This is a genomic window from Nonomuraea sp. B208, from assembly GCF_057536035.1.
The window spans coordinates 203,481-228,721 of the sequence record NZ_BAAJOU010000031.1; the positions used below are offsets into that span (position 1 = coordinate 203,481).

28 protein-coding genes and 1 tRNA gene are annotated in these 25,241 nt (G+C 71.0%); 16 read left to right on the plus strand and 13 right to left on the minus strand.

Annotated elements, in window-relative coordinates; translation table 11 throughout:
* Window positions 1–5: 5 nt before the first annotated feature.
* The 6 genes from AC27IY_RS44835 to AC27IY_RS44860 all read left to right on the plus strand — a co-directional run bounded on the left by AC27IY_RS44835 (window position 6) and on the right by AC27IY_RS44860 (window position 5,193).
* Entirely contained in the window at window positions 6–1,229 is a 1,224-nt protein-coding gene (locus tag AC27IY_RS44835; RefSeq protein WP_423474429.1) for an acyl-CoA dehydrogenase family protein, read from the plus strand.
* 101 nt (window positions 1,230–1,330) lie between these two features.
* Window positions 1,331–1,873 carry an HdeD family acid-resistance protein gene (locus AC27IY_RS44840; protein WP_423443893.1) on the plus strand — a complete coding sequence of 181 codons (543 nt, stop codon included), beginning with the start codon at window positions 1,331–1,333 and terminating at the stop codon, window positions 1,871–1,873.
* Window positions 1,874–1,913: 40 nt separating this feature from the next.
* Window positions 1,914–2,768 carry an SDR family oxidoreductase gene (locus tag AC27IY_RS44845; RefSeq protein WP_344209774.1) on the plus strand — a complete coding sequence of 285 codons (855 nt, stop codon included), beginning with the start codon at window positions 1,914–1,916 and terminating at the stop codon, window positions 2,766–2,768.
* 79 nt (window positions 2,769–2,847) lie between these two features.
* Window positions 2,848–3,201, plus strand: coding sequence for a hypothetical protein (locus AC27IY_RS44850; RefSeq protein ID WP_364449324.1), 354 nt, complete (start codon window positions 2,848–2,850; stop codon window positions 3,199–3,201).
* Window positions 3,202–3,212: 11 nt separating this feature from the next.
* On the plus strand, window positions 3,213–4,031 hold the full coding sequence (locus tag AC27IY_RS44855; protein ID WP_487181705.1) for a universal stress protein: 819 nt from the start codon (window positions 3,213–3,215) through the stop codon (window positions 4,029–4,031).
* Window positions 4,032–4,149: 118 nt separating this feature from the next.
* Window positions 4,150–5,193 carry a cellulose binding domain-containing protein gene (locus AC27IY_RS44860; protein WP_487181706.1) on the plus strand — a complete coding sequence of 348 codons (1,044 nt, stop codon included), beginning with the start codon at window positions 4,150–4,152 and terminating at the stop codon, window positions 5,191–5,193.
* A 29-nt stretch (window positions 5,194–5,222) separates the two neighbouring features.
* Here the strand turns inward: AC27IY_RS44860 and AC27IY_RS44865 are convergent, their stop codons facing one another.
* Both AC27IY_RS44865 and AC27IY_RS44870 read right to left on the minus strand, forming a co-directional pair.
* The gene (locus AC27IY_RS44865; RefSeq protein ID WP_344209782.1) at window positions 5,223–5,888 is read right to left on the minus strand and encodes an AIM24 family protein; all 666 of its coding nucleotides are present in this window, start codon (window positions 5,886–5,888) and stop codon (window positions 5,223–5,225) included.
* A 73-nt stretch (window positions 5,889–5,961) separates the two neighbouring features.
* Window positions 5,962–6,342, minus strand: a complete 381-nt coding sequence (locus AC27IY_RS44870; protein WP_364449332.1) for a response regulator transcription factor — start codon at window positions 6,340–6,342, stop codon at window positions 5,962–5,964.
* 115 nt (window positions 6,343–6,457) lie between these two features.
* On the opposite strand from AC27IY_RS44870, the gene AC27IY_RS44875 reads away from it, so the two are divergent.
* Window positions 6,458–6,529: transfer RNA gene (locus tag AC27IY_RS44875), tRNA-Arg, on the plus strand.
* Between the two features lie 61 nt (window positions 6,530–6,590).
* On the plus strand, window positions 6,591–7,130 hold the full coding sequence (locus tag AC27IY_RS44880) for a DUF4262 domain-containing protein (protein WP_487181707.1): 540 nt from the start codon (window positions 6,591–6,593) through the stop codon (window positions 7,128–7,130).
* A 37-nt stretch (window positions 7,131–7,167) separates the two neighbouring features.
* Here AC27IY_RS44880 and AC27IY_RS44885 read toward each other — a convergent pair whose 3' ends face one another.
* Both AC27IY_RS44885 and AC27IY_RS44890 read right to left on the minus strand, forming a co-directional pair.
* On the minus strand, window positions 7,168–7,389 hold the full coding sequence (locus AC27IY_RS44885; protein WP_487181708.1) for a hypothetical protein: 222 nt from the start codon (window positions 7,387–7,389) through the stop codon (window positions 7,168–7,170).
* A gap of 5 nt (window positions 7,390–7,394) precedes the next feature.
* Complete coding sequence (locus tag AC27IY_RS44890; RefSeq protein WP_487181709.1) at window positions 7,395–7,841, minus strand: hypothetical protein; 447 nt, start codon at window positions 7,839–7,841, stop codon at window positions 7,395–7,397.
* Window positions 7,842–8,417: 576 nt separating this feature from the next.
* Between AC27IY_RS44890 and AC27IY_RS44895 the strand changes: the two genes are divergently transcribed.
* Genes AC27IY_RS44895 through AC27IY_RS44905 form a run of 3 tightly spaced genes read left to right on the plus strand, consistent with a single transcriptional unit; the run spans window position 8,418 to window position 9,954 of the window.
* Window positions 8,418–8,972, plus strand: a complete 555-nt coding sequence (locus tag AC27IY_RS44895; protein ID WP_423443878.1) for a TetR/AcrR family transcriptional regulator — start codon at window positions 8,418–8,420, stop codon at window positions 8,970–8,972.
* Entirely contained in the window at window positions 8,963–9,451 is a 489-nt protein-coding gene (locus tag AC27IY_RS44900; protein WP_423443876.1) for a cupin domain-containing protein, read from the plus strand. The genes AC27IY_RS44895 and AC27IY_RS44900 overlap by 10 nt, the downstream gene beginning before the upstream one ends.
* A gap of 26 nt (window positions 9,452–9,477) precedes the next feature.
* Complete coding sequence (locus tag AC27IY_RS44905) at window positions 9,478–9,954, plus strand: DUF4267 domain-containing protein (protein WP_487181710.1); 477 nt, start codon at window positions 9,478–9,480, stop codon at window positions 9,952–9,954.
* A gap of 118 nt (window positions 9,955–10,072) precedes the next feature.
* On the opposite strand, the gene AC27IY_RS44910 is transcribed toward AC27IY_RS44905, so the two are convergent.
* Window positions 10,073–11,185, minus strand: a complete 1,113-nt coding sequence (locus tag AC27IY_RS44910; RefSeq protein ID WP_487181711.1) for a winged helix DNA-binding domain-containing protein — start codon at window positions 11,183–11,185, stop codon at window positions 10,073–10,075.
* Between the two features lie 43 nt (window positions 11,186–11,228).
* Complete coding sequence (locus AC27IY_RS44915; protein WP_423443862.1) at window positions 11,229–11,966, minus strand: VOC family protein; 738 nt, start codon at window positions 11,964–11,966, stop codon at window positions 11,229–11,231.
* A gap of 200 nt (window positions 11,967–12,166) precedes the next feature.
* Between AC27IY_RS44915 and AC27IY_RS44920 the strand changes: the two genes are divergently transcribed.
* Window positions 12,167–13,036: a helix-turn-helix transcriptional regulator gene (locus tag AC27IY_RS44920; protein ID WP_487181712.1), complete on the plus strand. Its 870-nt coding sequence runs from the start codon at window positions 12,167–12,169 to the stop codon at window positions 13,034–13,036.
* 28 nt (window positions 13,037–13,064) lie between these two features.
* Here AC27IY_RS44920 and AC27IY_RS44925 read toward each other — a convergent pair whose 3' ends face one another.
* Entirely contained in the window at window positions 13,065–13,349 is a 285-nt protein-coding gene (locus AC27IY_RS44925) for an Atu4866 domain-containing protein (RefSeq protein WP_487181713.1), read from the minus strand.
* A 161-nt stretch (window positions 13,350–13,510) separates the two neighbouring features.
* Here AC27IY_RS44925 and AC27IY_RS44930 point away from each other — a divergent pair, with 161 nt between their 5' ends.
* The 3 genes from AC27IY_RS44930 to AC27IY_RS44940 all read left to right on the plus strand — a co-directional run bounded on the left by AC27IY_RS44930 (window position 13,511) and on the right by AC27IY_RS44940 (window position 16,194).
* Entirely contained in the window at window positions 13,511–14,260 is a 750-nt protein-coding gene (locus AC27IY_RS44930; protein WP_487181714.1) for an Atu4866 domain-containing protein, read from the plus strand.
* A gap of 60 nt (window positions 14,261–14,320) precedes the next feature.
* Window positions 14,321–15,694 carry an amidohydrolase family protein gene (locus AC27IY_RS44935; protein WP_487181715.1) on the plus strand — a complete coding sequence of 458 codons (1,374 nt, stop codon included), beginning with the start codon at window positions 14,321–14,323 and terminating at the stop codon, window positions 15,692–15,694.
* A gap of 89 nt (window positions 15,695–15,783) precedes the next feature.
* On the plus strand, window positions 15,784–16,194 hold the full coding sequence (locus AC27IY_RS44940; protein WP_423443852.1) for an ArsI/CadI family heavy metal resistance metalloenzyme: 411 nt from the start codon (window positions 15,784–15,786) through the stop codon (window positions 16,192–16,194).
* A 28-nt stretch (window positions 16,195–16,222) separates the two neighbouring features.
* Here AC27IY_RS44940 and AC27IY_RS44945 read toward each other — a convergent pair whose 3' ends face one another.
* Window positions 16,223–16,765: a GNAT family N-acetyltransferase gene (locus AC27IY_RS44945; protein WP_423474409.1), complete on the minus strand. Its 543-nt coding sequence runs from the start codon at window positions 16,763–16,765 to the stop codon at window positions 16,223–16,225.
* 9 nt (window positions 16,766–16,774) lie between these two features.
* Window positions 16,775–17,908 (minus strand): FAD-dependent oxidoreductase, encoded by a 1,134-nt coding sequence (locus tag AC27IY_RS44950; protein ID WP_487181716.1) that lies wholly within the window; start codon window positions 17,906–17,908, stop codon window positions 16,775–16,777.
* Between the two features lie 123 nt (window positions 17,909–18,031).
* Between AC27IY_RS44950 and AC27IY_RS44955 the strand changes: the two genes are divergently transcribed.
* Window positions 18,032–18,634 (plus strand): TetR/AcrR family transcriptional regulator, encoded by a 603-nt coding sequence (locus tag AC27IY_RS44955; protein WP_423443846.1) that lies wholly within the window; start codon window positions 18,032–18,034, stop codon window positions 18,632–18,634.
* Here the strand turns inward: AC27IY_RS44955 and narI are convergent.
* From narI to AC27IY_RS44975, 4 genes are read right to left on the minus strand one after another with little or no spacing between them, the layout of a single operon-like run.
* Window positions 18,607–19,287, minus strand: coding sequence for a respiratory nitrate reductase subunit gamma (narI, locus tag AC27IY_RS44960; protein WP_487181717.1), 681 nt, complete (start codon window positions 19,285–19,287; stop codon window positions 18,607–18,609). The two genes, AC27IY_RS44955 and narI, sit on opposite strands and share 28 nt — an antisense overlap.
* Window positions 19,284–19,919 carry a nitrate reductase molybdenum cofactor assembly chaperone gene (gene narJ / locus AC27IY_RS44965; protein WP_423474403.1) on the minus strand — a complete coding sequence of 212 codons (636 nt, stop codon included), beginning with the start codon at window positions 19,917–19,919 and terminating at the stop codon, window positions 19,284–19,286. The genes narI and narJ overlap by 4 nt, the downstream gene beginning before the upstream one ends.
* Window positions 19,916–21,466, minus strand: coding sequence for a nitrate reductase subunit beta (narH, locus tag AC27IY_RS44970; protein ID WP_487181718.1), 1,551 nt, complete (start codon window positions 21,464–21,466; stop codon window positions 19,916–19,918). Before narH ends, narJ begins: the two co-directional genes overlap by 4 nt.
* On the minus strand, window positions 21,466–25,131 hold the full coding sequence (locus AC27IY_RS44975) for a nitrate reductase subunit alpha (protein ID WP_487181719.1): 3,666 nt from the start codon (window positions 25,129–25,131) through the stop codon (window positions 21,466–21,468). Before AC27IY_RS44975 ends, narH begins: the two co-directional genes overlap by 1 nt.
* Between the last annotated feature and the right edge of the window lie 110 nt (window positions 25,132–25,241).

Consider the following 25,241-nt stretch of genomic DNA (forward strand, 5'->3'; position numbering starts at 1 on the left):
GCGACATGGCCATCGACTTCACCCTCGCCCCCGAGCACGAGGAGATCCGCAAGCGGGTCCGCTCGTTCATCCAGGGCACCGTCATCCCCGCCATGGAGGAGGTCCAGGAAGGCGACCGGGACGCCTACCTGCGCGCCATCTTCCGGCTCCGCTCCCAGGCGAAGGCCGAGGGCCTGTGGCTGCCGCACATGCCCAAGGAGTGGGGCGGCATGGGATTGGGACACGTCGAGCTGGCCATGGTGCAGTCGGAGGCGGCCAAGACCCGCATCGGCCCGTGGGTGCTCAACTGCCAGGCCCCTGACGAGGGCAACATGCACACCCTGCTGCACTGGGCGACCGACGAGCAGAAGGAGAAGTACCTTCGCCCGCTGCTGGAGGGCACCCAGATGTCCTGCTTCGCGATGACCGAGCCCGAGGTCGCCGGCTCCGACCCGACCCTCATCCGGACGACCGCCGTGCGGGACGGCGACGAATGGGTGATCAACGGTCACAAATGGTTCATCTCCAACGCCCGCCGGGCCAGCTTCGCCATCCTCATCGCCCGCACCGAGCAGGACGTCCCCGAGGGCACCCGGGGCGCCACCACCGCCTTCCTCGTGGACCTGCCCAACCCCGGCTGGAAGGACGTCCGCGAGGTCGAGACCATGCACGGCTCCACCGGGCACAGCGAGATCGTCATCGAGGACCTCCGCCTGCCGGACAGCGCCGTACTCGGCGGCCGGGGCAACGGCCACCGCCTGGGGCAGTACCGGCTCGGGCCGGCCCGCCTCGCCCACTGCATGCGCTGGATCTCCCAGGCGGAGACGGCCCTGGACATGATGGTCGACCGGGCGCTCAACCGCTACAGCCACGGCTCGCTGCTCGCCGAGAAGCAGGGCGTCCAGTGGCTGATCGCCGACTCGGCGATGGAGCTCTACCAGTGCAAGCTGATGGTCCTGCACGCCGCATCCAAGATCGACAAGGGCGAGGACTTCCGTACGGAGGTCTCGATGGCCAAGCACTTCGTGGCCAACAGCCTCAACCGGATCGTGGACCGCGCCATCCAGGTCCACGGCGCGCTGGGCTACTCGACGGACACGCCGCTGGCGGACATGTTCCAGCACGCCCGCTGGGCCCGCTTCGCCGACGGCGCCGACGAGATCCACCAGATGCGCATCGCCGAGCGCACCATCGCCGCCTACCAGGCCACCGGCTCCACCAGCTCCGCCACCGGCGGCCTGCCCATCTGACCCCGCCCTGCCGGCGGCCCTCCGGGGCCGCCGGATTCGTCTTCATGGGCAAGGTCGTCGTTACCGTGTGACAGCGGACGGTTCCGGGCAGTAACCGCACTATGATCGACGATTTCCTGGGCCACTGGTGGGCCCTGGCGCTGCGCGGGGTGCTCGCCCTGATCTTCGGCATCCTGGCCGTCGCCTGGCCGGGGATCACCCTGCTGGTGCTCGCCGTCGTGTTCGGCGCGTACGCGTTCGTGGACGGCGTCCTCGCCGGCGTCGCCGCCACCCGCGCCGCCAAGGGGCGGCGCGCCCCGCTGATCCTGCTGGCCGTCGCCGGGGTGATCTTCGGCATCCTGTGCCTGATCTGGCCCGGCGTGACGGTGCTGGTCGTCACGCTGCTCATCGGGATCTGGGCCATCGTGACCGGCATCGCGGAGATCATCGCCGCGATCAGGCTGCGCCACGAGATCCGGGGCGAGTGGCTGCACGTCCTCGCCGGCGCGCTGTCGGTGCTGTTCGGTGTGCTGGTGCTGACGTGGCCGGCGACCGGGGCGCTCACCATCGCGCTGCTCATCGGCGTCTACGCCATCCTGGCCGGGATCATGCTGATCGTCCTGGCCTTCCGGATGCGGCGGCTGCGGACGCACGCCGCGGCCTGAGGCGCGTTAGGCGGTCCGCCCCACGGGCAGACCGCTCAGCATGCCGGAAACCACACCACCACAGCAGAACCAGCAGTACCCCGGCCGTACGGGCGAGATGTCCCCGGAGCCACGCGACGAGATGCGCGACTACGTCGGCCGGAACCTGCTGGAAGGCAAGAAGGCGCTGATCACCGGAGGCGACTCCGGCATCGGCAGGGCCGTCGCGGTCGCCTTCGCGAAGGAGGGCGCCGACGTCGCGATCGCGTACCTGAGCGAGCACGAGGACGCCGCCCACACCCGCAAGCTGGTCGAGGAGGCCGGCCGCCGCTGCGTGCTGCTGCCGGGCGACCTCGCGGACGCGGCGCACTGCGGCTCGGTCGTCGCGCAGGCGGTGTCCGAGCTGGGCGGGCTGGACGTCCTGGTCAACAACGTGGCCTACCAGGCGCCGGTGGACGGCCTGGAGGAACTGTCCGACGAGCAGTGGGAGCACACGTTCGCGGTCAACATCCACAGCTACTTCCGCGTCACCAAGGCCGCGCTCCCCCACTTGCGCGAGGGCAGCGCGATCATCAACACGTCCTCGATCAACGGGCTGCGCGGCAACAAGACGCTCATCGACTACGCCGCCACCAAGGGCGCGATCAACGCGTTCACCTACTCCATGGCCCAGAACCTGACGGAACGCGGCATCAGGGTCAACGCCGTCGCGCCGGGCCCCGTCTGGACGCCGCTGATCCCGGCGACGATGCCGGAGGGCAAGGTGGAGAAGTTCGGCGAGCAGGTGCCCATGGGGCGGGCCGCCGACCCGGACGAGATCGCCCCCTCGTACGTCTTCTTCGCCGCCAACCGCATGTCGTCGTACTACACCGGCGAGGTTCTCGCCCCGATCGGCGGCGAGACGCTGCCGGGCTGAGCCCGTCCTCGCGGGCTCCGCCGGGGGCCCGCGAGGTTTGCCGATCGCCCACGGCGGTACGGTCCCCATCAGGGGGAACATGAAGAAGATCGCCGCTGTAGCAGGGCTCGTGGTGGTGACCGTGATGGGTGGTCCCGCCGCCGCGGGTGACGGCACCACTCAGCAGGAAGTCAGCCGAGAGCAGTATCGGACCCTGGTCTCCCAGTGCCGTTACGCCGACACGGCGAAGGCGCGGGCGCGCTGCCGCGCCGAGGTCGAAGAGCTGTACCGCGTCGGCCGGACGGACAAATCGCTCGACTGCCGGACCTACTCCGGCATCACGGTGTGCGGCAAGCTCAGGCTCAGCAAGGCCGAGCGCCAGTGCGTACGGGACTCCGTCCGGCAGGGCCTGCCGTACCGGCGGGCCGAGGTCGAGTGCTACGCACTGTCATGATCCTCGTCGGGGTGGACGGTTCGCGGGCCGGGCTGGAGGCCGCCGCGTGGGCCGGGGCCGAGGCGGCGCTGCGCCGTACACCGCTGACCGTCGCCCACGCCGTCGCCCGCTGGGTGGCCGAGAACGACAGCGGCCGCTACGCCGAGGTCGGCCGGTGGCTGCGCGAGGGCGGCGCGACCGTGCTCGCGGCGGCCGAGGACCGGGTGCGGAGGGAGAACCCGTACGTCGAGCTGCACACCGAGCTGCTGCCCGGCGACCCGCGCGCCGCGCTCGTCGAGGCCGCCGCGGACGCCGAGCTGCTGGTCGTGGGCAGCCGGGGGATCGGCGGCATTCGAGGGCTGCTGGTCGGGTCCGTGGCGCACGGGGTGGCCGCGCACGCCCGTACGGACGTGGTGCTGGTGCCGGCCCGGCCCACGGCAGGAACGCGCGGTGAGATCGTGGCCGGCGTCGACGGCTCCCCTCACGGGCTGCGGGCGCTGGACTTCGCCCTGGCCGAGGCGGGCCGGCGCGGTGTGCCGCTGCGGGCGGTGCACGGCTGGGCCTGGCCGCAGGTCACCGGGTTCGGGCCGGCCGACCCCGACAGCGAGCAGGACGTGCTGCGCGAGCTGCGGACGCTGGTGGCGGAGCGGCACGAGCGGCATCCGGGCGTCACGGTCGTGACGGAGGTCGTCCACGGCCATCCGGTCGAGGTGCTCAAGGAGGCGGCGGCGGGGGCGGACCTGCTCGTGGTCGGCTCACGCGGGCGCTCCTCCTTCGCCGGGCTGATCCTCGGCTCGGTCAGCCAGGCCCTGCTCCATCACGCTCCGTGCCCGCTCGCCGTCGTCCGCTGAAAGTTACATGCTTCTCTGCGGCAACGCCGCAGGTCGCGGCTCCTTGACCGGTTAGCCGCTTTCCGTCGTACGGACGCGCTCTTACGATCGGCGCCAGACGACGACGGGAGAGCGGACGATGCGGAAGACCAGCGGTGCGCTGGCGGCGTTCCTGGCCCTGGCCGCGGTGGTGATGTACCTGACCGCCACGCCGGCCAGCGCGGCCGCCATCAGGATCATGCCCCTGGGAGACTCGATCACGGGGTCGCCGGGCTGCTGGCGAGCACTGCTCTGGAACAGGTTACAGAGCACCGGCTACACCGACATCGACTTCGTCGGCACGCTGCCGCCCCAGGGCTGCGGGGTCGCCCACGACGGCGACAACGAGGGCCACGGCGGCTACCTGGCCACGAACGTGGCCAACCAGAACCTGTTGCCGGGCTGGCTCTCCGCCACCAGGCCCGACATCGTCATGATGCACTTCGGCACGAACGACGTGTGGAGCAACATCCCGCCGGCGACGATCCTCGGCGCGTTCACCACGCTGGTGAACCAGATGCGGGCCAGCAACCCCGCCATGAAGATCCTGGTCGCCAAGATCATTCCGATGAACCCGTCAAGTTGCGCCGAGTGCGGCCAGCGCGCGCTGAACTTCAACAACGCCATCCCCGCCTGGGCCGCGTCCACCTCGACCGCGCAGTCTCCCGTCACCGTGGTCGACCAGTGGACCGGCTTCAACACGGCCACCGACACCTACGACGGGGTGCACCCGAACGCGGCCGGCGACCAGAAGATGTCGGACAAGTGGTATCCGGCGCTGGTGAACGCCCTGTCCCGCGTCACCCCGACCCCGACCATCACCCCGACCGTGACCCCCACCACGAGTGGCGGCTGCACCGCCACCTACCGGACCGCCGGCCAGTGGCAGGGCGGCTTCCAGGGCGAGGTCACCGTCAAGAACACCGGCACGACGCCGATGACCGGCTGGACCGTGCGCTGGACGTTCGCGAACGGCCAGCAGGTCACCCAGATCTGGGGCGGCACGCTGAGCGCGAGCGGCGCGAACGTCACCGTGCGCAACGAGAGCTGGAACGGCTCGCTCGCACCCGGCGCGTCCACCACGTTCGGCTTCCTGGGCTCCTCCAGCGGCACCAACACCGCCCCCAGCCCCACCTGCTCCTGACCGTCCCCGCCGGTGGCCCGGCAGGTCGCTCAGGACGTGGCCTTCACCACCGGCGGGCCCTCACTGGCCTGCACCAGCACGAACCCCTGCCCCCTGAACGCGAGCTGCATGGCCTCCCCGCTCCCCCGCCCGATGAGCGCCCCCATCTTGACCGTACGGTTCACGCCCACCTCAAGCTGGGTGCTCCAGCACACGGCCGACTGGGCGTCCGCGTACGTCGGCATGCGCGCCGCGTCGAGCAGCACCGGCTCGCCGTGCGTGGTCACCGCCACCCACCCGGTGCCCGTGACGGTCGTGTTGAACAGCCCGCCGGCCGCCATCCCGGCGCCCTGAACCCGCTTGATGTCCCAGGCGAGCGACGGCTGGAAGGCCAGCAGGTTCCGCCCGTTGACCGTGAGCCCCTCGTTCTCCAGGTAGAACAGGTGGATGTCGTCGGCGTTGTCCGCGAGATACAGCAGCCCCTGGCCGCGCACCCGCATCAGCGCGGCCCCTTCGCCCGTCACCGCCTTCTTCAGCAGCTTCCCGAGCCCGCCGCCCTCGTAGTCGAAGTCCATCTGCCCCTGGAAGGCCACCATGGACCCCTGCTTGGCCAGCACCTCGGAGGGCAGCTCGACCCGCAGCATCTTGCCGTTCTGCAGGACGAACCCGCCAGGCAGCCCCTGCCCCTCCAGATTGCCGAACACCGAGCTCCGCACGCCTCGAACCCCCCGCCACTCCGGACTGTTGCCGCCAGCGTACGGAACAATCCGGGCATGCGCGCACGGCGGATCAGCTCCTGGCGGCCAGCTCCCGCACGACCTCGATCAGCTCCGCCGGATCGAACGGCTTCGTGAGGTAGGCGTCCACCCCGATCCCCAGCCCGCGCCGCCGGTCGTCGTCCTGCGCCCGCGCCGTGACCAGCACCACCCTGATGTGGCTGGTGTCCGGCTCCGCCCGCAACTTCTCGGCCGTGGACCAGCCGTCCAGGCGCGGCATCATGACGTCGAGCGTGATGACATCCGGTTTGACGTCCCGTACCCGATCCAGGCAGTCCTGCCCGTCGGTGGCGGTCTCCACCTCGAACCCCTCCAGGTTGAGGTTGACCGCGATGAGCTGCCGGATGACCTCGTCATCATCAACGACCAGTACTTTCCCAAGAACCTCGGCCACGGCCGCCAAGCTAACTCCTGAGGCGGTGCCCGCGCGGGGTTTCGCGGGATGTGTTCGACGAGCGTTATCTGGTGCAGACCAGTCCCCAGATGCTGGTAGCCTTTTCCCTTGTTGAGCCCCCTTAGCTCAGGGGATAGAGCACCGGCCTCCGGAGCCGGGTGCGCAGGTTCGAATCCTGCAGGGGGCACTCACGATCTCTCCAAGGACCTGCGGAAACGCAGGTCCTTTTTGTCGATACGCTCACGCCTGTGCCTGTCGACCTGAACGCATGCCACTGCGTCCTCTGCGACGCCCAAGGCGACCTGGACCGTCGCACTCAGGCCACGATCGAGAAGGTTCAGGAGCACGGCTGGCAAGTCGTGATGATCCCCCCTGATGAGCACGGGCCGGGCTGGGCCTTCACCATCGGGCTGTGGCACAACTACCGTTCGCCCGAGTTGGCCATGTTCGGCCTGGACATCTACGACATGCAGACCTGCCTCAACGCCCTCGGCGAGAAGGCGGCCGCGCGCCTGGCGCTGGTGGCCGAACAGGAATGGCCCGACATCATCGACCGATACCCCATCGCTCTCAAAGCCGTCGACTATCACTGGTACCGGGCCTTCTTCGGCACGGCCATCGGGTTCTACCGACGACCGCCCTTCCCGTTTCTCCAGGTCGTCTGGCCCGGCCGGGACGGCACTTTCCCCTGGCACCCAGATGGGGACGACCGCTACCGCGACCACCAGCCGCACCTGTGGTTGAGGCCCGACGAACACTCTCCCGGCATCTGGACACAAGACCTGTGAAGGCCGGCACCTGCGCCTGTGGCGTGCCCGAAGTCGTTCAGAAGAACGGGTGCCGGTACCGGCGGTCCCCCACCTGGTCATAGACGGCGCGTAACCACGGCTGACGAACCTCCGGCAGGCGCGCCAATGTCCTGAGGAACATCTCCCAATCGGGCCGGAACGGCCTCCACGGCAACAACGGCGGCGGATCATCGCGGCGGACGCCGTCCGGCATCCCACTCGCCGCCGGGGCGAGCCGCCGATCGTCGTGGAAGGCCATGTACATCACACGTCAGCGGCCATCGGCACCACCGCCCGTGCACCCGCCGGCCACACCTCACCCGTCTGCGGATGCTGCGGCACCAGGGCTATGTCCATGATCGTGGCGGGCAGGCCAGGTCCGGCCAAGCCCACCTCGCGGGCCGGCGGCCCCGGCGGGAGCAGGATGTCGATCGCCCTGCGAAACGCCTCGGCGACCGGCCCGTCGGGGACGGCCACTCGCTTGCCGCCCGACACCGCCAGCAGGTGGGCCAGCGCCACCGCGACGGCCGCCGTCCACACCGGGCTCCACCATCCGGGCTGCTCGACCGGTGGCGTACCCGGATGTTCCTCCCGTAGCGCCTCCCAGCCGACCACCCCGCGAGCGGGACCCGCAGCGCCGACCTGGCGCACGGCGCGCGGGTCGAGCCACACCACCTGCCAGAGCGTGCAGTCGTCGATCCGGGTCCCCACCGCCTGCCCGCATCCCTCACAGGCCAGATTCGGGCCGTCCCGGCCGTCCAGCCCCAAGCAGTAACCGTCGCACCGATCAGGGATCAGCACGGTTCCGCGGACATCGCCCGGCGCGACTCCCACCCTTCCTGGCGGCCCGTACGACAGGGAGTACACCGGTGCGTACACTCCGCGGGCCGCCGCTTCGTCCGCACCCACCTCGTCCCACCGTCGCCAAGGCGGTCCGGAAGGTTCCGGGTTCACCGCGTACGTCCCGGGCTCCAGGAGCGCAGGCAGCAGCTCATGGCCGAACCGCTGATCAGCGTGGACGGGGAGCGCGACCCGTGACACCGGCGCCGTCAGCACGGCACCGCACCCCGTACACGCGAACACGACCATCCACCCTCCCCACCACAACGACTGGATCATGCTGACTCAACTCCGGCCCTGGAGGAAGGGCCCGGACCAATTACGAAACTGGAGTTGCGCAATCCCGGCACGAGGAGTAACTTCTTTTTTCGCTACCTGAGTTTCGAAAGAGGAGGGGGCGGCACAGTGCCTCGGGGACGACCACGCGACACGCAAGTTGACGAGCGAGTGCTGCGGATCGCCGCCGCCCTGCTGCTCGAACGCGGCTACACCGGCCTGTCCATCGACGAGGTGGCCGAGCAGGCAGGAGTGGCCAAGACGACGCTGTACCGCCGCTGGCCGACCAAGGACCACCTGGCCGTCGCGGTGGTGGCACGGCTGCAGGCCGACCATGAGATCACCGAGACCGGCGACATCCGGGCCGACCTCGTCGACAATCTGGAAGAGATCGCCGCCGCGCTCAACCGCATGCGCGCGGCAGGCGGCCGCGAAGGCCCGTCCGCGGGGACCGCCGGCGAGCTCGTGGCGGCCGCGGCCAGGCACGAGGACATCGGCAAGCTGGCCCGCCGGCAGTACGCCGAGCGCAACGCCCTCGGGATCGCCCTGATCGAGCGGGCACGCGTGCGCGGCGAGCTGCGCGCCGACCTCGACGCCGAGGTGCTGTTCGACCAGCTGGCCGGCGCCCTCTACTACCGAGTACTGATCACAGGAGCGCCGGTCGACCGGGCCTACGTAGAACGGCTCGTGTCCTCCGCGCTCGAAGGGAACCTGACATGTCTCTGATCGTGGAAACCGCCATCGTCCGCGAAGTCGACGCCGAGGCCATCGTCTCGCCCACGGCGACCGGGCGGCTGCTGCTCGACTCCAGCGACACCGGCGGCGCGCTGAGCACCATCCGGATGACGCTCACCGAAGGCGCGGACGGCGCCGTACCCCACCACCACGCCACCTCCACCGAGCTCTTCTACATCCTGGGCGGCAAGGCCCGCATCCTGGCGGGCGAGCAGATCGTGACCCTGGAACAGGGCGACGTGGCGGCCGTGCCCCCGCTGACGCCCCACGCGTTCGCCGCCGCCCCCGGCCACACCGCCGACCTCCTCATCGTCGTCGCCCCCGGGATCCAGCGCTTCGAGTACTTCCGCCTCCTCGACCGCCTCCGCCGGGGCGAGGCCACGCTCGACGAACTGCTCGCCTCCCAGGACCTCTACGACAACCACTTCCTCGACAGCCCCACCTGGACCCGCGACCGCCAGGCGTCCTGACCCTCACCCCCTGCAGGAGACTCTTCATGCCCACGAAGCTGCCGTCCCGCGCCACGATCGGCACCGTCCTCTCTGTGATCGGCGCCCTCTTCATCGCCTACGTCGGGGTCATGTATTTGCTGGCTCCCCAGTCCATGGCGCCCGATTTCGGCCTGCCCACCTGGCCTCAGGGTGAGGGCGCGGGATTCCTCGCCGTCAAGGGAATCCGCGATGTGGCGTCCGGCCTGGTGATCGTCGCGGTCGCCCTGACGGGGAACCGCCGTGTCCTGGGCTGGGTCATGCTGGCCACGGCGCTCACCCCGATCGGCGACATGTTCATCGTGCTGTCCTCCGGCGGAGCGCCCGCCACCGCCTTCGGCGTCCACGGCGCCACCGCCCTGGCGGTCCTGGCCGCCGGCGCCCTGCTGCTTACCAGTCCCCGCCCCCAGCCCCGCGCCGCAGGTGACAAAGCGTCCGCCGCGCAGCAAGCTGCTCCACTGCACGTCCACCCCGTGGGTCGATGACTCCCACGCGAGTGTCGAGCCGCAGGTCCAGCCCGATCGGAATGTGCGGGGCCTGTCTTACAGGCGGGCGGCTCAACCCCTGCCGCCCGAATCCGCCACTGCCCGAACACGCGACGGGTCACGGCCAGCGCACCTCCGGGGTGCGTTCCACGAACTGCGCGTACGGCTCGAACGCCCGCTCGACCTCCGCCCGGTCGTTTCCGTGGAGTGGCGCGAGCGGCTGCACGGCGATCCGTACCGCGCTCTTCGTGAGGGTGCGTTTCCAGGTGGCCACGACCCGGCCGGCGCGCACGACGGTGGACTGGAAGATCCCGTTGTTGCCGGGGATGATGGCCGCCTTGTGCTCGTCGGCGACCATGAGCGAGCGGTCCTTGTAGCCCAGCAGGTATTCGTCGAACCCCGGCAGCACGAGCACCTCGTCGTCGCCGGCCGGGAGCGGGGCGGCGTCGAGGAGCGCGCCGTCGAGGTACGTCTCCACCCCGTCGACGGTCACCCGGGCCAGCGCGCCGCCGGCCACGGCGATGCCGCGTCTGGCGTCGGCCGCGGTCAGGCCGGTCCAGCCCGCGAAGTCCTGCCGGGTGGCCGGTCCGCGGCCGCGGAAGTAGCGCAGGGCGATGGTGCCCAGTGCCTCGTCGCGCTCCGGCCGGTGCGGGTCGGGGACCCACTCGTCGAGCAGCACGAAGCTCTGCTCGTTGCCGATGTTGGGGGCGATGCAGAGCAGGCCGCGCTGGCTGGCGTACCACAGCAGGTGGTAGCCGCGCTGGCCACCGGTGTCGATGCCCTTGTCGGCCAGCACGGCCAGGCACTCCGACCGGGTCAGCCGCCCGCCGCCGCTCAGGGCCGCGCCCAGCACCTCCATGGCCTGAACGGCGGTCTCCTCCGAGAGGCCGAGTTGTTCGCGCCGCCTCGCCGCGCCGTTCAGCACTCGGACGCCCATCAGTTCGACCATCCAGCGGGCGTCGCGGGACGGGACGAAATGGATGGTGCCGCGCATCGGCCAGGTGCGCAGCGCCTCACGCCGCTCCAGCGCGGCGGTGACGTCGGCGGCGGTGTGTCCGGGCAGCCGCACGCCGAACGACCACAGGCCGCTGGCCAGGTCTTGCGCCTGCATCGCCCCGAGCCACGTCACCACCTCGGCCACGCCCTTCGCCCGGCCGGCGCCGCCGGGCGACGCCCGGAGCAGCAGGCTGGACATCCGCAAACCGAGCGCCTGTCGGGGGGTGAGTTCCACCGGCCAACCGTATCCTTCGCCGCCGACAATTCCGCCGAGGTGATCAACCGACCTGGGGAAGCCACTCCTGAAGTCCGGCGAGATGCCCGAGTTCCGACTCGACGCGCTGCCTGTCGGCGACGGTGAGCTCCAGACCGCGCAGATCAGCGAGCCAGGGATCGGTGGGCTCGCCGAGAACGGTGGCCAAGTCGATGAGATGACACAGGGCGATGGCCCGCTCGACCGCTGAGGCGTTCGCGTGGTGTCTGCGCATCGCGGACTTGAGCGCGCGGAAGGCCTGCAGGTCATCGTTCTTGAACTCGCGCAGGATGCGGGCGTTGTCGAGTGCCTTGGCCAGGCCGGTCAGCTTCTTCGAGCCGCCGTACTCCAACTCGGCGGGCTCGTCACGCTGGATGAAGAGGATCGAGTTCCCGGACGGATCGATCAGGGTGAACCGGGACGCGCCGGGCCGGTAACGGGTGATTCGCGGAAGGCCGGAGGCGAGCACCTTCCCGTAGACCCGGCGCATCGCGGCGACGAACGCCGCGTGGTACGGCGCCACGGCGTCGACCATGACCAGGCAGCTTCCCGACTCCTCCCGCGCCGGATCCAGGCCCTTGGGCGCCGGGCCGAAGTGCAGCTGGAATCCGCTCCACTGCAGCGCCAGATAGACGTAGGGCTTGCTCTGTTTGTAGGTCGCCTCGAACCCCAGCGCCTCATAGAACGCCAGGGTCTCCTCCACTGACGCGCACGGCATCAGCGGCACTGTCGTCTCGTTCGGCCGAACCTCGGGTTCGCTCACGTCGTTCTCCTTCCGGGTCGCCCGGCGATGTTTGCACCCTTTGGAGAGACTCGCCTATGGATCGTTCCAACCAAGCCCACGTCGCCGCTCCCCGCTCCTCCGGTGACGCCATGATCCGGACGGCGGGGCCGGGAGGCCGCCGGGGCAGGCTTGGGCGTCCTGTTGCCGATGCCGGCTCCGTCCCCCATTAGGTTGGGGTCATGAGCGACAGCACTCCCTTGGGTGACTTCCTCAGAGCGCGACGCGAAGCCCTGAAGCCGCAGGACGTGGGCCTGCCGGAGTACGGGCGCAGGCGGGTGCCGGGGCTGCGCCGCGAGGAGGTCGCCATGCTCGCGGGCGTGAGCTCCGACTACTACATGCGCCTCGAACAGGGCCGGGAGACCAGCCCGTCGCCCCAGGTGATCGACGCGATCGCCGCCGCACTCCACCTCGGCGGCGAGGCGCACGACCACCTGCGCAGGCTCGCCAGGGCGCGTCAGGAGCGTCGCGGCATCCCCGCCGGTCACGACCGGATCAGCCCCCAGCTTCGGCGGCTGATCGACGGCTGGCCCGACAATCCCGCCTTCATCCTGGGGCCGGCTCTCGACATCCTGGCGCACAACGCGCTCGCCGCGGCCCTGCACAGCGGGTTCCAGAGGTTCGACAACCTGGCCCGCATGGTCTTCCTGGACCCGGCCGGGCACGCCTTCTACCGGGACTGGGACAAGGCCGCGAGCTCGTGTACGGCCGAACTGCGCGCGGCCTACGGGCACGACCCCGACGCGCCCCGGATCGACGAGGTCGTCGGCACGCTCCGCGCGAAGAGCCCCGAGTTCGCCGAGCTGTGGGCGCGGCACGAGGTGAAGGGCAAGACCCAGCAGGCCAAGCACCTCGCGCACCCCGAGGTCGGCGCTCTGGAGATCGAGTTCTCGGCGTTCACCGTCAATGACGCCCCGCATCAGCAGCTGGTCGTCTATCAGGCCGAGCCGGCGAGCGCCACCGCGGCCGCCTTCGCGGAGCTCCGGGCGCGCGCCGGTCGAGGGGAGACCGTACAGGTGGTGCAGGCGGCGAGCCACCCGTCCTGGGACTGAGCGGCCCTGGCGAGAATCCCCCGACCGCTCAGCCGCGCGGCCGCACGCGCGGGTCGCTCTCGCGGTACAGCACGAGGTGCTCGTGGAAGAGAACGCCGTCGCGGACGTCCCCGGTGGCGGTGAAGCCGGTGTCGTCGATGTAGTCGATGTGGTCGCCGGTGACGCTGTAGCGGCCGGTATAGGCGCTCTGCCGGTTCCCTCGGGCCTCGTCGTAACGGCCGTCCGGCAGCAGTTCCTGGCGGATGTAGCCGTCCGCGGTCACCCACATCCCGACGTACGGGTGGGGATCGCGGAGCGTGTCGTCGCTGGTCATGGCTCCATGGTCGGCCCGGCGGCCGGCCGGCGGCCAGGCCGCCGTGTCCCCAGGTACGGGCTTCCTGGGTGCGGCGCACCTAGGGAAGCGGCGGCCTGGTAACGACGCCGCGGCACGACGAACCTGATGGTCACACACCTACGAGCCCCGTGAGGAGCACCATGACCATCACCGGCACGGCGAGCTGGAACCCGAAGGCCCTCCACGAGATCATCTCGGACGACGGCGGCCGTCCCGTCCTGTTCACCAACGCCCGGATCGTGACGATGGACCCGCTGATCGGGACCATGACCGGCGCCGACATCCTGTTCGTCGGTTCCCTGATCGTGGGGGTCGGCCCCGGCATCGTCACCGCGGCGGAGGACGACAACGCCATCGTCGTCGACTGCACGGGCATGACCGTCGTCCCGGCCGTCGTGGACGCCGTCGCGCTGGCCGGCGGACGCGGCAGCCGTCCGGAGTACGTCGCGACGCTGACCCCGGGCAACGCCGCCGATCTCCTGGTGGTGCCCGACGAGCTCGCCCCCGATGTGCCGAGCGCGATCGCCGTCCTCGGGTCCCGGCCGGAGCAGGTCCGCGCGCTGGTCGCGGCCGGTCGGCCCGTCCTGTGGGCCGGCGCCGACGCCCCCGGCCGGGCCACCGCTCCCGAAACGGGCATCCCGGCCGCGCCGGACCTGACCGGCAGCCCGCGGGTCGGCGTCTGGGTCGACCGCAAGGGCTTCCTGCACCAGGAGCTCACCGCCGACGGCCGCTACGACGAGACCCGGGGCGGTCGCCCGCACGCCTACCAGGGCCGGTTCTGGATCGACGGCGACCGCATCGACTACCTGGACGACCTCGGTTTCTGGGCCTACGGGGAGTTCAGGGGCGACGAGCTGCACCACGCGGGCTACGTCATGACGCTGGGCTGACCCGTCCCGGCGGCCCATCGCCGCCCTCTCCCCCACGTACGCACAAAACAAGGACATTTCATGAACGTCAACGCCACCGTCCTCGAACAACTCCTGCGCCGCCCCGCGAGCGAGCGGCGCATCCTGTTCACCGGCGCGACCATCGTCACCATGGACCCCGACCTCGGCGTCATCGACCAGGGCGACCTCCTCGTCGAGGGCGATGCCATCGCCGCCGTCGGCCCCCACCTCAGCGCCGACGACGCGGTGGTCGTGGACGCCACCGGCGCCGTCCTGAGCCCCGGCTTCGTCGACACCCACCGGCACGCCTGGGAGGCTCAGCTACGCCGGATCATGCCGGACGTCGACGACCTCGGCGGCTATGTCATGTCCACGCTGGCCGGTTACGCCCCGGTCTACCGGCCGGAGGACATGTACGTCGGCACGAGACTGGCCGCGCTGACCGCGATCGACAGCGGCATCACGACCATGCTCGACTTCTCCCACAACTCCCGCACCCGGGAGCACTCGGACGCCGCCATCGAGGCCCTGCGCGACACCGGCATCCGCGGCGTACACGCCTCCATGGGGCCGCACTTCGGCGACTGGGACCGGCAGTGGCCGGGTGATCTGGCGCGCATCAAGGACCAGTACTTCAGCGGCGACGACCAGTTGCTGACCCTGCGCCTGGCGGCGCTCGCCACCGACGAGATCGCCGGACCCGCGCTCGCCTACGGTCCCGAGCTCGCCCGCGTCGCGCGGGACCTGGGCATCGGAGTGAGCGTGGACGCCGTCTTCGGCACGTCCTCCTCCGAGGCGGTCCTGCGCTGGGCCGAGGACGGCATCCTCGGCCCGGACGTCACCCTCATCCACGCCACCGGGCTGACCTCGGAGGCGTGGAAGGCGATGGGCGAGACCAGGGCCACCGTGGCGCTCGCCCCCACCTCCGACGCCCAGATCGGCCTGGAGACCGCGATCCCCGCCGTCGACGAGGCCCTGTCGGTCGGCATCCGCCCCGGGCTGAGCATCGACGTCGAGGTCGCCCTGGCCAGCGACATGTTCACGCAGATGCGGGCCCTGCACGCCATCCAGCGGATGCGCGCCGTCAACGCCGCGTACGGCACCGGCCGGCAGCCCCGCCGCATCACCACCCACGACGTCCTGGACTTCGCCACTCTCCAGGGCGCCCGTACGAACGGCCTGGCCGCCGTCACCGGCTCGCTCACCCCGGGCAAGAAGGCCGACCTGCTGGTCATCCAGGCCGAGGACCTCAACAACATGCCGCTCAACGACCCGATCGGCACCGTCGTGCTGGGCTCCGACGCCCGCAACATCAGCGCCGTCCTCATCAACGGCGAGCCCCGCAAGTGGAACGGCCACGTCCTCGACGTGGACCTGCCCGCCCTGCGGCGCGAGGTCCACGCCTCGCGCGAGTACATACTGAACCCTGCTTAGATGATTCTCTAATTTGACATGTACCTAAGTAGTAGCGCAGACTCGGGGCTGATTAGACATCCGTCGAAACCACGAGAGCGGAGATCGCCATGTCTCGCGTCCAGCTCGCCCTGCGCGTCGCCGACCTGGAAGGCTCGATCGCCTTCTATTCCAAGCTGTTCGGCACTGAGCCGGCCAAGCGTCGCCCCGGCTACGCCAACTTCGCCATCGCCGAGCCGCCGCTCAAGCTGGTGCTCATCGAGGGAGAGGAGGGGGAGGCGACCCGCCTGGATCACCTCGGCGTGGAGGTCGAGGACACCGCCCTGGTCAACGCCGCCACCCAGCGGCTCAAGGACGCCGGTCTCGCCACCTTCGAGGAGAACGACACCTCCTGCTGTTACGCGCTCCAGGACAAGGTCTGGGTCCACGGCCCGGGAGCGGAGCCATGGGAGGTGTACGTGGTCAAGGGCGACGCCGACACCCTGACCAAGGAGCCCGTCGAGCCGGGCGGCTGCTGCTGACCACAGCGCCGTGGAGCGCGGCCGGTGCTCACGTCTCGAGTACGCGCGTCATCCAGATCGTGTCGCCATGTTCGGCGTCCTCGGTGATGCGGCCGCTTCGGCGGAATCCGAGCTTCTCGAGGACGCGGAACGAGGGTGCGTTCCATTCCCGCACGGTCGCCCAGAGTCGTCGGCGTCCTGTTCGAGTCGCGGCTTCCATGACCGCGCGGGCGGCTTCCGTCGCGTAACCATGGCCGTGAGCTCGTTGTGCCAGCTCGTACGCGATCTCCGGTTCGTCGAAAGACCCCTGGCCGACAGTCAAGCCGCAGTACCCGATGAACTCACCGGTGGCTCTCAGCTCGACAGGCAGCAGCCCGAGCCCCGGGGCCGCCGACAGCGGATTGTCGAGGAGCCAGCCGCGGACGTCCTCGACCGTCGGGTGGCCCTCGGCGTCGATCCGCCGTGCCGGCGGTACTCGTGGATCCCGCTCAAGCCACAACCCGCGGTAGTCCTCGGCGTCCGACGGCACCCACCGCCGCAACCGCAGCCGCTCGGTCATCAGCTCCGCCGGCAGATCCTCGTAGACGCCCACCCGAGCAACCTAGCCCAGTGCGGCGGCGGCGAAGTCGGGCAGCTCGGTGGACAGCAGCCCTTCGGCGGCGCCGTCGAGGAGCCGGGCCGTTTCCGTGGAGCGGGGCAGCATGGTCTGCTCGTAGGCGTGGATCGCCTCGTCAACCGTGTCGTGGCGGGCGAGGGCGAGGGCCAGTTCGCAGGCGTCCAGCAGGGCGAGGTTGACGCCGACGCCGAGCGGGGGCATGAGGTGAGCGGCGTCGCCGAGCAGGGTCACCGTCGGGTTGTGCTCCCAGACGTGCGGGACGGGCAGGGCGAAGATCGGGCGGTCGACGTACGGGCCGTCGTTGTCGGCGATCAGCCGGCGCAGGCGGGGCGACCAGTCGCGGTAGCGCTCCAGGAGGAGGGCGCGGATGTCGTCGGTGGCCTCGGGGGTGAGGCCGCCGGCGGTGATCCAGTCGGCCGGGACGCGCTGGATGATGTAGACGCGGATGTGGTCGCCGCCGTTGCGCTGGGCGAACAGGCCGCGTTCGCCGTCGGCCGCGGCGGCTCCGCCCTGGCCGACGAGCTCGGCGATGTCGGGGTGCCGGGTCTCGACGTCGTGGAACCAGGCTTCCAGGAAGCTCACCCCGGTGTAGCGGGGGGTGGCCGGGGAGACGGCGCGGCGGACGCTGGACCAGGCGCCGTCGGCGCCGATGACGAGGTCGGCTTCGACGGTGGTGCCGTCGGTGAAGTGCAATTGCCGGGGGCCTTCGGCGGGGCCGGTGACGGCCCGCAGGGTGTGGCCCCAGCGCACGGTGCCGGGCTGAAGCGAGTCGAGCAGCAGGTCGCGCAGCAGGCCGCGGTCGATCTCCGGTTTGAACCGTTCGTCCTGGCCGGGGACGTGGTGGAAGAGCATCGTGCCGGCCGGGTCCAGCTGGCGCATCTCCTGGCCCTCCGGCCGGGCCAGCCGGAAGAACTCGTCGAGGAGGCCGGCTTCGCGCAGGGCGATCTGGCCGTTGTCGGCGTGCAGGTCGAGGGTGCCGCCCTGGTCGCGGGCGGCGGGGCCGGCGTCGCGGTCGTGGACGGCGACGGTGATGCCGTGCCGCTGGAGGATGCGGGCGCAGGTCAGGCCGCCGGGGCCGGCTCCGATGATGGCGATGCGGGGTGCCGGAGTCGTGTTCATGGTGGTGCTCCGTTCGTTCCGAAGGTGGCGGTGTCGCGGCCGCACCACAGAAAAGCACACCAACTCAATAAGTGCAACAGTTCAACTTTTGAAGTCGTACCACCGAGTTGGTAGGGTGCGGGCATGTCTCACCCGCCGATGGGGCGCCGCGAGCGCAAGAAGGCCGCCACCCGGCAGGCCATCGCCGACGCCGCGCTGCACCTGTTCCTGGAGCGCGGATACGACGAGGTCGGCATCCGCGAGATCGCGGACGCCGCCGACGTGTCCACCACCACGCTGTTCAAGCACTTCCCGGTGAAGGAAGCCCTCGTCTTCGACGAGGACTCCGGCCAGGAGGCGCGGCTGCTCGCCGCCGTACGCGAGCGGCCCGAGGGCCAGTCCATCCCGGCCGCGCTGCGCGAGCACGCCCTGACCACCCGGGTGGCCGCCGGTGAAGGCGGCGACGCCCGTTTCGCCGCCTTCGCCGACCTGGTGGCCAGGACGCCCGCGCTGCGGGACTACGCCCAGAACATGTGGCTACGCCACGCCGCCGCGCTCGCCCGGGTCATCGCGGAGGAGAGCGGCCTCGCCGCGGACGACCCTGTTTGCGGTGCCCTGGCCCACTTCGCCCTCGAAGCCCCTCGCGCGGCCTACGCCCACGAGAATCCCCGCGAGGCCATCGTCCGGGCCTTCGACCTCCTGGAGCACGGCTGGAGCCATCAGCTCAGCGGCACGCGCCGGCGGTAGACGACGTACGGCCGCCACAGGTACGCGATGGGCGCCGACCAGACGTGGACGAGCCTGGTGAACGGCCAGATCGCGGCGAGCAGCCAGGCCGACAGCGCGTGCAGCTGGAAGACCGGCGGCACGCCGGCCATCAGGGAGGGGTCGGGGCGGAGGATGAGGACGCCGCGGAACCAGACGGCGATCGTGGCGCGGTAGTCGTAGCCGCCGCCGAACAGGTTCGCGCCGATGGTCGCGCTCATGCCGAGCAGGATCACCACGGCGAGGACGGCGAACAGCACCTTGTCGGCGCGGGTGGTCGTCCGGCGCACCCGCGGGCTGGTGAAGCGGCGGGCCAGCAGCAGCGCCAGGCCCGCGACCACCATGAGCCCGGCCACGGTGCCGGCGACCACCGACACCAGGTGGTAGAGGTGCTCGTCGATCCCGACGGCCGCGGTCCACGACTTGGGGACGAGCAGGCCGAGCACGTGCCCGCCGATCGCGGCGAACGCGCCGAGGTGGAACAGCGGCGAGCCGAGCCGCAGCAGCCGGCTCTCCAGCACCTGCGTGGTGCGCGTCGTCCAGCCGAACTGGTCGACCCGCCAGCGCCAGACGTGCCCGACGACGAACACCGTCAGCGCGACGTAGGGGACGACGACCCAGAGCGCGACGTTCACGGTCTGACCTCCAGTTCGGTGAGCGGCGGGCCGTACGGCGCCAGCCCGACCTCCTCGGCGGGCGGCCCCACCAGGGCGAGGTCGGCGACGGCGGACTGCTCGGCCGCCGACAGCTCCGGCAGCTCGCCGCAGAGCGCGTCGAGGACGAGCGCGTACGGCGAGCCGCCCTCGTGCAGCGCGGTACGGATGAGCTCCAGGCCCTTGCGGTGCTGCCGGAGCGGGGCCTCCCCGGTGGCCGGGCCGGCCAGGGCGGCGAACTCGCAGACGACCGGCAGGAAGTCGGGCAGCTCGCCCTCCGGCGGGGTGAGCCCGGCGACCCGGTAACGCTGCTTGAGCGTGAGCAGGGCCATGCCGCGGCGGCGGGTGTCGCCGTGCAGGTAGTAGGTGAGGTAGAGGCTCGACCTGCGGCGCAGGTCGAAGGTCTGGACGTAGTGGCGGGCCGGTTCCATCGGCGGCTGGTCGCCGAACCAGGCCACGAAGGCGGTCAGCGACGTGCGGGCCCTCGATTCCGGCAGGGCGCGTACCGCCTCGGCCAGCTCGTCGCGGGCGGCGAGCAGGGCGGGGTCGGGGTACTGGAGCAGGAGGGAGACCAGCCGGAGCAGGGACGCGCGCTGCCGGGGGACGTGGTTCATGCCGGGCCTCCCTTGCCGACGAAGAGCTTCAGGCCCAGGCGGCCGTCGCCGCGCCGGCCGGTGACGCCGGTCGGGTGGAAGTCGCTCATGCCGGGCCCGCCGTCGCCGTCGAGGCTGCACCCGCCGGCCTGCGCGGACAGGGCGGCGGCGTCCTCGCGGTGGGCGGCCGGCACGACGTAGCGCTCGTCGTACTTGGCGATGGCGAGCAGCCGGTACATGTCCTCCATGTCGGCGGCCGTCATCCCGGCCGACTCCAGCAGGTCCGTGGCGACGGTGCCGTCGATGGTGCGGGCCCGCATGTACGCCCGCATCGCCGACAGCTTCATCAGCACCCCGGCCACCACCTCGGTGTCGCCCGCCGAGAACAGGCTCGCCAGGTACTCCAGCGGGATGCGCAGGTCGGTGATCGCGTGAAAGACGTTGTCGGGGTCGTCGGCGTCGGCGCCGACGCCGGTGACGGCGTCGAGGACGGGCGAGAGCGGCGGGATGTACCAGACCATCGGCAGCGTCCGGTACTCCGGGTGCAGCGGCAGCGCGACCCGGTACCGCATGGCCAGCCTGTAGATCGGGGAACGCCGCGCCGCCTCGATCCAGTCCTCGCTGATGCCGCTCGCGCGGGCGGCGGCGGCCACGGCGGGATCCTCGGGGTCGAGGAAGACCCGGCGCTGCGCCTCCAGCAGGTCGCGGGGGTCGGCGACGCGGGCGGCGTCGAGCACGGCGTCGGCGTCGTACAGGATGAGGCCGAGGTAACGCAGCCGGCCGACGCAGGTCTCGGCGCACACGGTCGGCTGGCCGGCCTCGATGCGGGGGAAGCAGAAGGTGCACTTCTCGGCCTTGCCGGTCCTGTGGTTGACGTACACCTTCTTGTACGGGCAGGACGAGACGCACATGCGCCAGCCGCGGCAGCGTTCCTGGTCCACGAGGACGATGCCGTCCTCCTCGCGCTTGTACATGGCGCCGGACGGGCAGGCGGCGACGCAGGCCGGGTTGAGGCAGTGCTCGCAGATGCGCGGCAGGTGGAACATGAAGGTCTTGTCGAACTCCATCGCCACCTTCTCCGCCATCGCGGCGAGGTTGGGGTCGGCCGTGGCGTGCTCGGGGGCGCCGCCGAGGTCGTCCTCCCAGTTCGCGCCCCAGGTGATGGCCATGTCGCGGCCGGTGATGGCGGATTTGGGGCGGATGACCGGGGTGTGCGGTCCCGCGGGGGCGTTGACGAGGGTGTCGTAGTCGTAGGTGGCCGGCTCGTAGTAGTCGTCCAGGGCGGGCAGGTCGGGGTTGGAGAACAGGTTGAGCAGGCGCTTGACCCGGCCGCCCGCGCGCAGCTTGAGCCGGCCGCGCCCGTCCAGCTGCCAGCCGCCGTGCCAGCGGTCCTGGTCCTCGTAGCGCTTGGGGTAGCCGACGCCGGGCTTGGTCTCGACGTTGTTGAACCAGACGTACTCGACGCCGTCCCGGTTGGTCCAGGTCTGCTTGCAGGTGACCGAGCAGGTGTGGCAGCCGATGCACTTGTCCAGGTTCATGACCATCGCGACCTGTGCCATGACGCGCATCAGTACGTCACCTCCTGGCCCCGGCGGCGGATCACCGTGATCTCGTCACGCTGGTTGCCGGTGGGCCCGTAGTAGTTGAAGGCGTAGGTGAACTGCGCGTACCCGCCGATGAGGTGGCTGGGCTTGAGCAGCAGCCGGGTGAGGGAGTTGTGCACGCCGCCGCGCCGGCCCGACCTCTCGGTCAGGGGGACGTTCACGTTGCGGTCCTTGGCGTGGTACATGTACACGGTCCCGGCGGGCATGCGGTGCGAGACGACGGCCCGCGCCACGACGACGCCGTTGCGGTTGTACGCCTCGATCCAGTCGTTGTCGGCCACGCCGATCCTGGCGGCGTCCTCGACGCTCATCCAGATCGTCGGCCCGCCGCGCGACAGCGCCAGCATGTAGGCGTTGTCCTGGTACTCCGAGTGGATGGACCACTTCGAGTGCGGCGTCAGGTAGCGCACGGTGACCTCGGCCCCGTCCTGGCCGTCGCCCTGCTCGCCGTAGTGGCGGCGCATGTTGAGCGGCGGCCGGTAGGCGGGCAGCTGCTCCCCCAGCTCGATCATCCAGTCGTGGTCGAGGAAGAACTGCTGGCGGCCGGTCAGCGTGTGCCAGGGTTTGTCGCGTTCGACGTTGATGACGAAGGCGGAGTAGCGGCGTCCGCCGGTCTCCGACCCGGACCATTCGGGCGAGGTGATGACGGGCTGCGGCCTGGACCGGGTGTCGGCGAACGTGATCCGCTTGCCCTCGTGCTCGGCGGCCAGGTCGGCGAGCCGGGTGCCGGTGCGCCGCTCCAGCGTCTCGAAGCCCTGCGTGGACAGGCGGCCGTTGGTGGTGCCGGACAGCGCGAGGATGGCCTCGCACATGCGGTCGGCCGTGGCCAGGGAGACGCGGCCCTCGGGGGTGGTGCCGTTCCTGGCGCGCAGGTCGTCCAGCTCGGGCCCGACCCGGTACGTGATGCCCTTGGTGGTCAGGCCCAGCTCGGCGAAGAGCGGCCCGATGCCGCGCATCCGCGCGCCGACGGCGGCGTAGTCGCGCTCGATCGTGACGATCTTCGGCATGGTCTTCCCGGGGATGGGCTCGCACTCGCCGTGCTTCCAGTCGCGTACGCGGCCGCCGGGCTGCGCCAGCTCGTCCGGCGTGTCGTGGGCGAGCGGGACGGCGAGGACGTCGGTCCGCCTCCCGAGATGGCGGGCGGCCAGCTCGGAGAAGGCGTCGGCGAGGCCGAGGAAGACGTCGTAGTCGGCGCGGGTCTGCCACGGCGGGGCGATGGCCGGGTTGAACGCGTGGACGAACGGGTGCATGTCGGTCGAGGACAGGTCGTGCTTCTCGTACCAGGTGGCGGCCGGCAGCACGACGTCGGCGAACAGCGCCGTGGACGTCATGCGGAAGTCGATCGTGGTCAGCAGATCGAGCTTGCCCTCGGTGGCCTCCTCCCGCCAGCGCACCTCCGTGGGGTGGACGCCTTCCCGGTTGCGGGTCTCGGCGTCCGCGCCGAGCAGGTGCCGCAGGAAGTACTCGTTGCCCTTGCCGGACGAGCCCAGCAGGTTGGCCCGCCAGACGGTGAGCACCCGCGGGAAGTTCGCCGGGTCGCCCGGGTCCTCGGCGGCGAACCGCAGCCGGCCGGACCTGAGCTCGTCCACCACGTGCTCGGCCACGCCGACGCCCTTCGCGGCGGCCTCGTCGGCGAGCGTGAGCGGGTTCCTGTTGAACGTCGGGTGCGACGGCAGCCAGCCCAGCCGGGCCGCCTGGGCGTTGCAGTCGGCGAACGAGCGCCCCGCGAACAGGCCGTCCCCGAGCGGGCTGGACAGCTCGTCGGCCTGGATCTGCTCGTAGCGCCACTGGTCGGTGGCGAGGTACCAGAACGCCGTCCCCGCCATGTGCCGGGTCGGCCGCTGCCAGTCGAAGGCGAAGGCCAGGTGCTGGAAGCCGGTGATCGGGCGGACCTTCTCCTGGCCGACGTAGTGGCCCCAGCCGCCGCCGTTGACGCCCTGGCAGCCGGTCAGCAGCACCAGCGTCAGGAAGGCGCGGTAGATCTGGTCGGAGTGGAACCAGTGGTTGGTGCCCGCGCCCATCGCGATCATCGACCGGCCCTCGGTGACCTCGGCGTTGCGGGCGAACTCCCGGCCGATCCTGGCGATCGTCGCGGCGGGGACCGAGGTGATCTCCTCCGCCCAGGCCGGCGTGTACGGCTGCGCCGCGTCCTCGTAGCCCTGCGGCCACTGGCCGGGCAGGTCGCCGCGCGCCACTCCGTACTGGGCCATGAGCAGGTCGAACACCGTGGTGACGAGCCTGCCGCCCACCTCGGTCGCGGGCACGCCGCGGCGCATGACCGAGCCGCCTTCGGTGGCGCCCTCGTCGAAACGCGGCAGGTCGACCTCGACGGCGCGGCCGGCGCGGCCGAGCAGGGTCAGGGCGGGGGTGGCGCCGGCCAGGTCGAGGTTCCAGCGGCCCGCGCCCTCCTCGCCCCAGCGGAAGCCGAGCGAGCCGTTCGGGATCGTCGGCTCGCCCGTCTCCTCGTCCAGGAAGACGGTCTTGAACGCGGCGTTCTCGGTCTCGTCGCCCCCGTCGTCGAGCAGGTCGGCGGCGGTCAGGAAGCGGCGCGGGACGTAGGCGTCGCCGCGCGGCTCCAGCGTCACCAGGAACGGCAGGTCGGTGTATTTGCGTACGTAGTCGGTGAAGTACGGCACCTGCCGCTCGCGGAAGAACTCCGTCAGCACCACGTGCCCCATCGCCATCGCGAGCGCGCCGTCCGTGCCCGGATGCGGCGCGAGCCAGTCGTCGGCGAACTTGACGTTGTCGGCGTAGTCGGGGCTGACCGCCACCACCTTGGTGCCCTGGTAGCGGGCCTCGGTCATGAAGTGGGCGTCCGGGGTGCGGGTGACCGGGATGTTGGAGCCCCACATGATCAGGTAGCGGGAGTTCCACCAGTCGGCCGCCTCGGGCACGTCCGTCTGGTCGCCCCACACCTGCGGGGAGGCGATCGGCAGGTCGGCGTACCAGTCGTAGAACGACAGCAGCGTGCCGCCGATCATCGACAGGAACCGCGTCCCGGCCGCGAACGACGCCATCGACATCGCCGGGATGGGCGAGAACCCCACCACCCGGTCCGGCCCGTACTCCTTGACCGTGTGCACGTGCGCGGCGGCCATCAGCTCCAGGACCTCGTCCCACTCCGCGCGGACGAACCCGCCCTTGCCGCGGGCCCGCTTGTACGCCCGCGACCGCTCCGGGTCGCCGGTCAGCTCCGCCCACGCCAGCACCGGGTCCCCCAGCCTGGACCTGGCCTCCCGCCACGCCTCCAGCAGCACCCCGCGCACGTACGGGTACCGCACCCGCGACGGCGAATAGGTGTACCAGGAGAACGACGCGCCACGGGGGCAGCCGCGCGGCTCGTACTCGGGGGAATCCGGCCCCACCGACGGATAGTCGGTCGCCTGGTGCTCCCACGTGATGAGGCCGTCCTTGACGAACACCTGCCACGAGCACGATCCCGTGCAGTTCACGCCGTGCGTCGAGCGCACCACCTTGTCGTGCGCCCATCGGTCCCGGTAGAAGCGGTCCCAGCCGCTCGGGTCGACCTGGTGCAGGGTGCGGCCGTCGGCCGACACCTCCGACCTGGTGAAGAACGTACGGGCGGCCAGCAACGGCCCCATCCCGGGAACCGCATCGATGTCGGTCATGGAACCTTCCTCGCCACAGGGGATACAGGGCTCACGAGGAAAGACTTCCGGCATAGGCACCATGTCGGGCAGGGACCAAAGTCCCGCCTGTCGGGCCGATCGGCCCTCAG

Coding starts and splice junctions, on each gene's coding strand:
- AC27IY_RS44950 (WP_487181716.1), bottom strand. CDS start 17,908: ATGAACACGACTCCGGCACCCCGCATCGCCATCATCGGAGCCGGCCCC.
- AC27IY_RS44850 (WP_364449324.1), top strand. CDS start 2,848: ATGAAGAAGATCGCCGCTGTAGCAGGGCTCGTGGTGGTGACCGTGATG.
- AC27IY_RS44935 (WP_487181715.1), top strand. CDS start 14,321: ATGAACGTCAACGCCACCGTCCTCGAACAACTCCTGCGCCGCCCCGCG.
- narJ (WP_423474403.1), bottom strand. CDS start 19,919: ATGAACCACGTCCCCCGGCAGCGCGCGTCCCTGCTCCGGCTGGTCTCC.
- AC27IY_RS44905 (WP_487181710.1), top strand. CDS start 9,478: ATGCCCACGAAGCTGCCGTCCCGCGCCACGATCGGCACCGTCCTCTCT.
- AC27IY_RS44860 (WP_487181706.1), top strand. CDS start 4,150: ATGCGGAAGACCAGCGGTGCGCTGGCGGCGTTCCTGGCCCTGGCCGCG.
- AC27IY_RS44975 (WP_487181719.1), bottom strand. CDS start 25,131: ATGACCGACATCGATGCGGTTCCCGGGATGGGGCCGTTGCTGGCCGCC.
- AC27IY_RS44930 (WP_487181714.1), top strand. CDS start 13,511: ATGACCATCACCGGCACGGCGAGCTGGAACCCGAAGGCCCTCCACGAG.
- AC27IY_RS44955 (WP_423443846.1), top strand. CDS start 18,032: ATGTCTCACCCGCCGATGGGGCGCCGCGAGCGCAAGAAGGCCGCCACC.
- AC27IY_RS44840 (WP_423443893.1), top strand. CDS start 1,331: ATGATCGACGATTTCCTGGGCCACTGGTGGGCCCTGGCGCTGCGCGGG.
- AC27IY_RS44940 (WP_423443852.1), top strand. CDS start 15,784: ATGTCTCGCGTCCAGCTCGCCCTGCGCGTCGCCGACCTGGAAGGCTCG.
- AC27IY_RS44900 (WP_423443876.1), top strand. CDS start 8,963: ATGTCTCTGATCGTGGAAACCGCCATCGTCCGCGAAGTCGACGCCGAG.
- AC27IY_RS44845 (WP_344209774.1), top strand. CDS start 1,914: ATGCCGGAAACCACACCACCACAGCAGAACCAGCAGTACCCCGGCCGT.
- AC27IY_RS44920 (WP_487181712.1), top strand. CDS start 12,167: ATGAGCGACAGCACTCCCTTGGGTGACTTCCTCAGAGCGCGACGCGAA.
- AC27IY_RS44835 (WP_423474429.1), top strand. CDS start 6: ATGGCCATCGACTTCACCCTCGCCCCCGAGCACGAGGAGATCCGCAAG.
- narH (WP_487181718.1), bottom strand. CDS start 21,466: ATGCGCGTCATGGCACAGGTCGCGATGGTCATGAACCTGGACAAGTGC.
- AC27IY_RS44925 (WP_487181713.1), bottom strand. CDS start 13,349: ATGACCAGCGACGACACGCTCCGCGATCCCCACCCGTACGTCGGGATG.
- AC27IY_RS44885 (WP_487181708.1), bottom strand. CDS start 7,389: ATGGCCTTCCACGACGATCGGCGGCTCGCCCCGGCGGCGAGTGGGATG.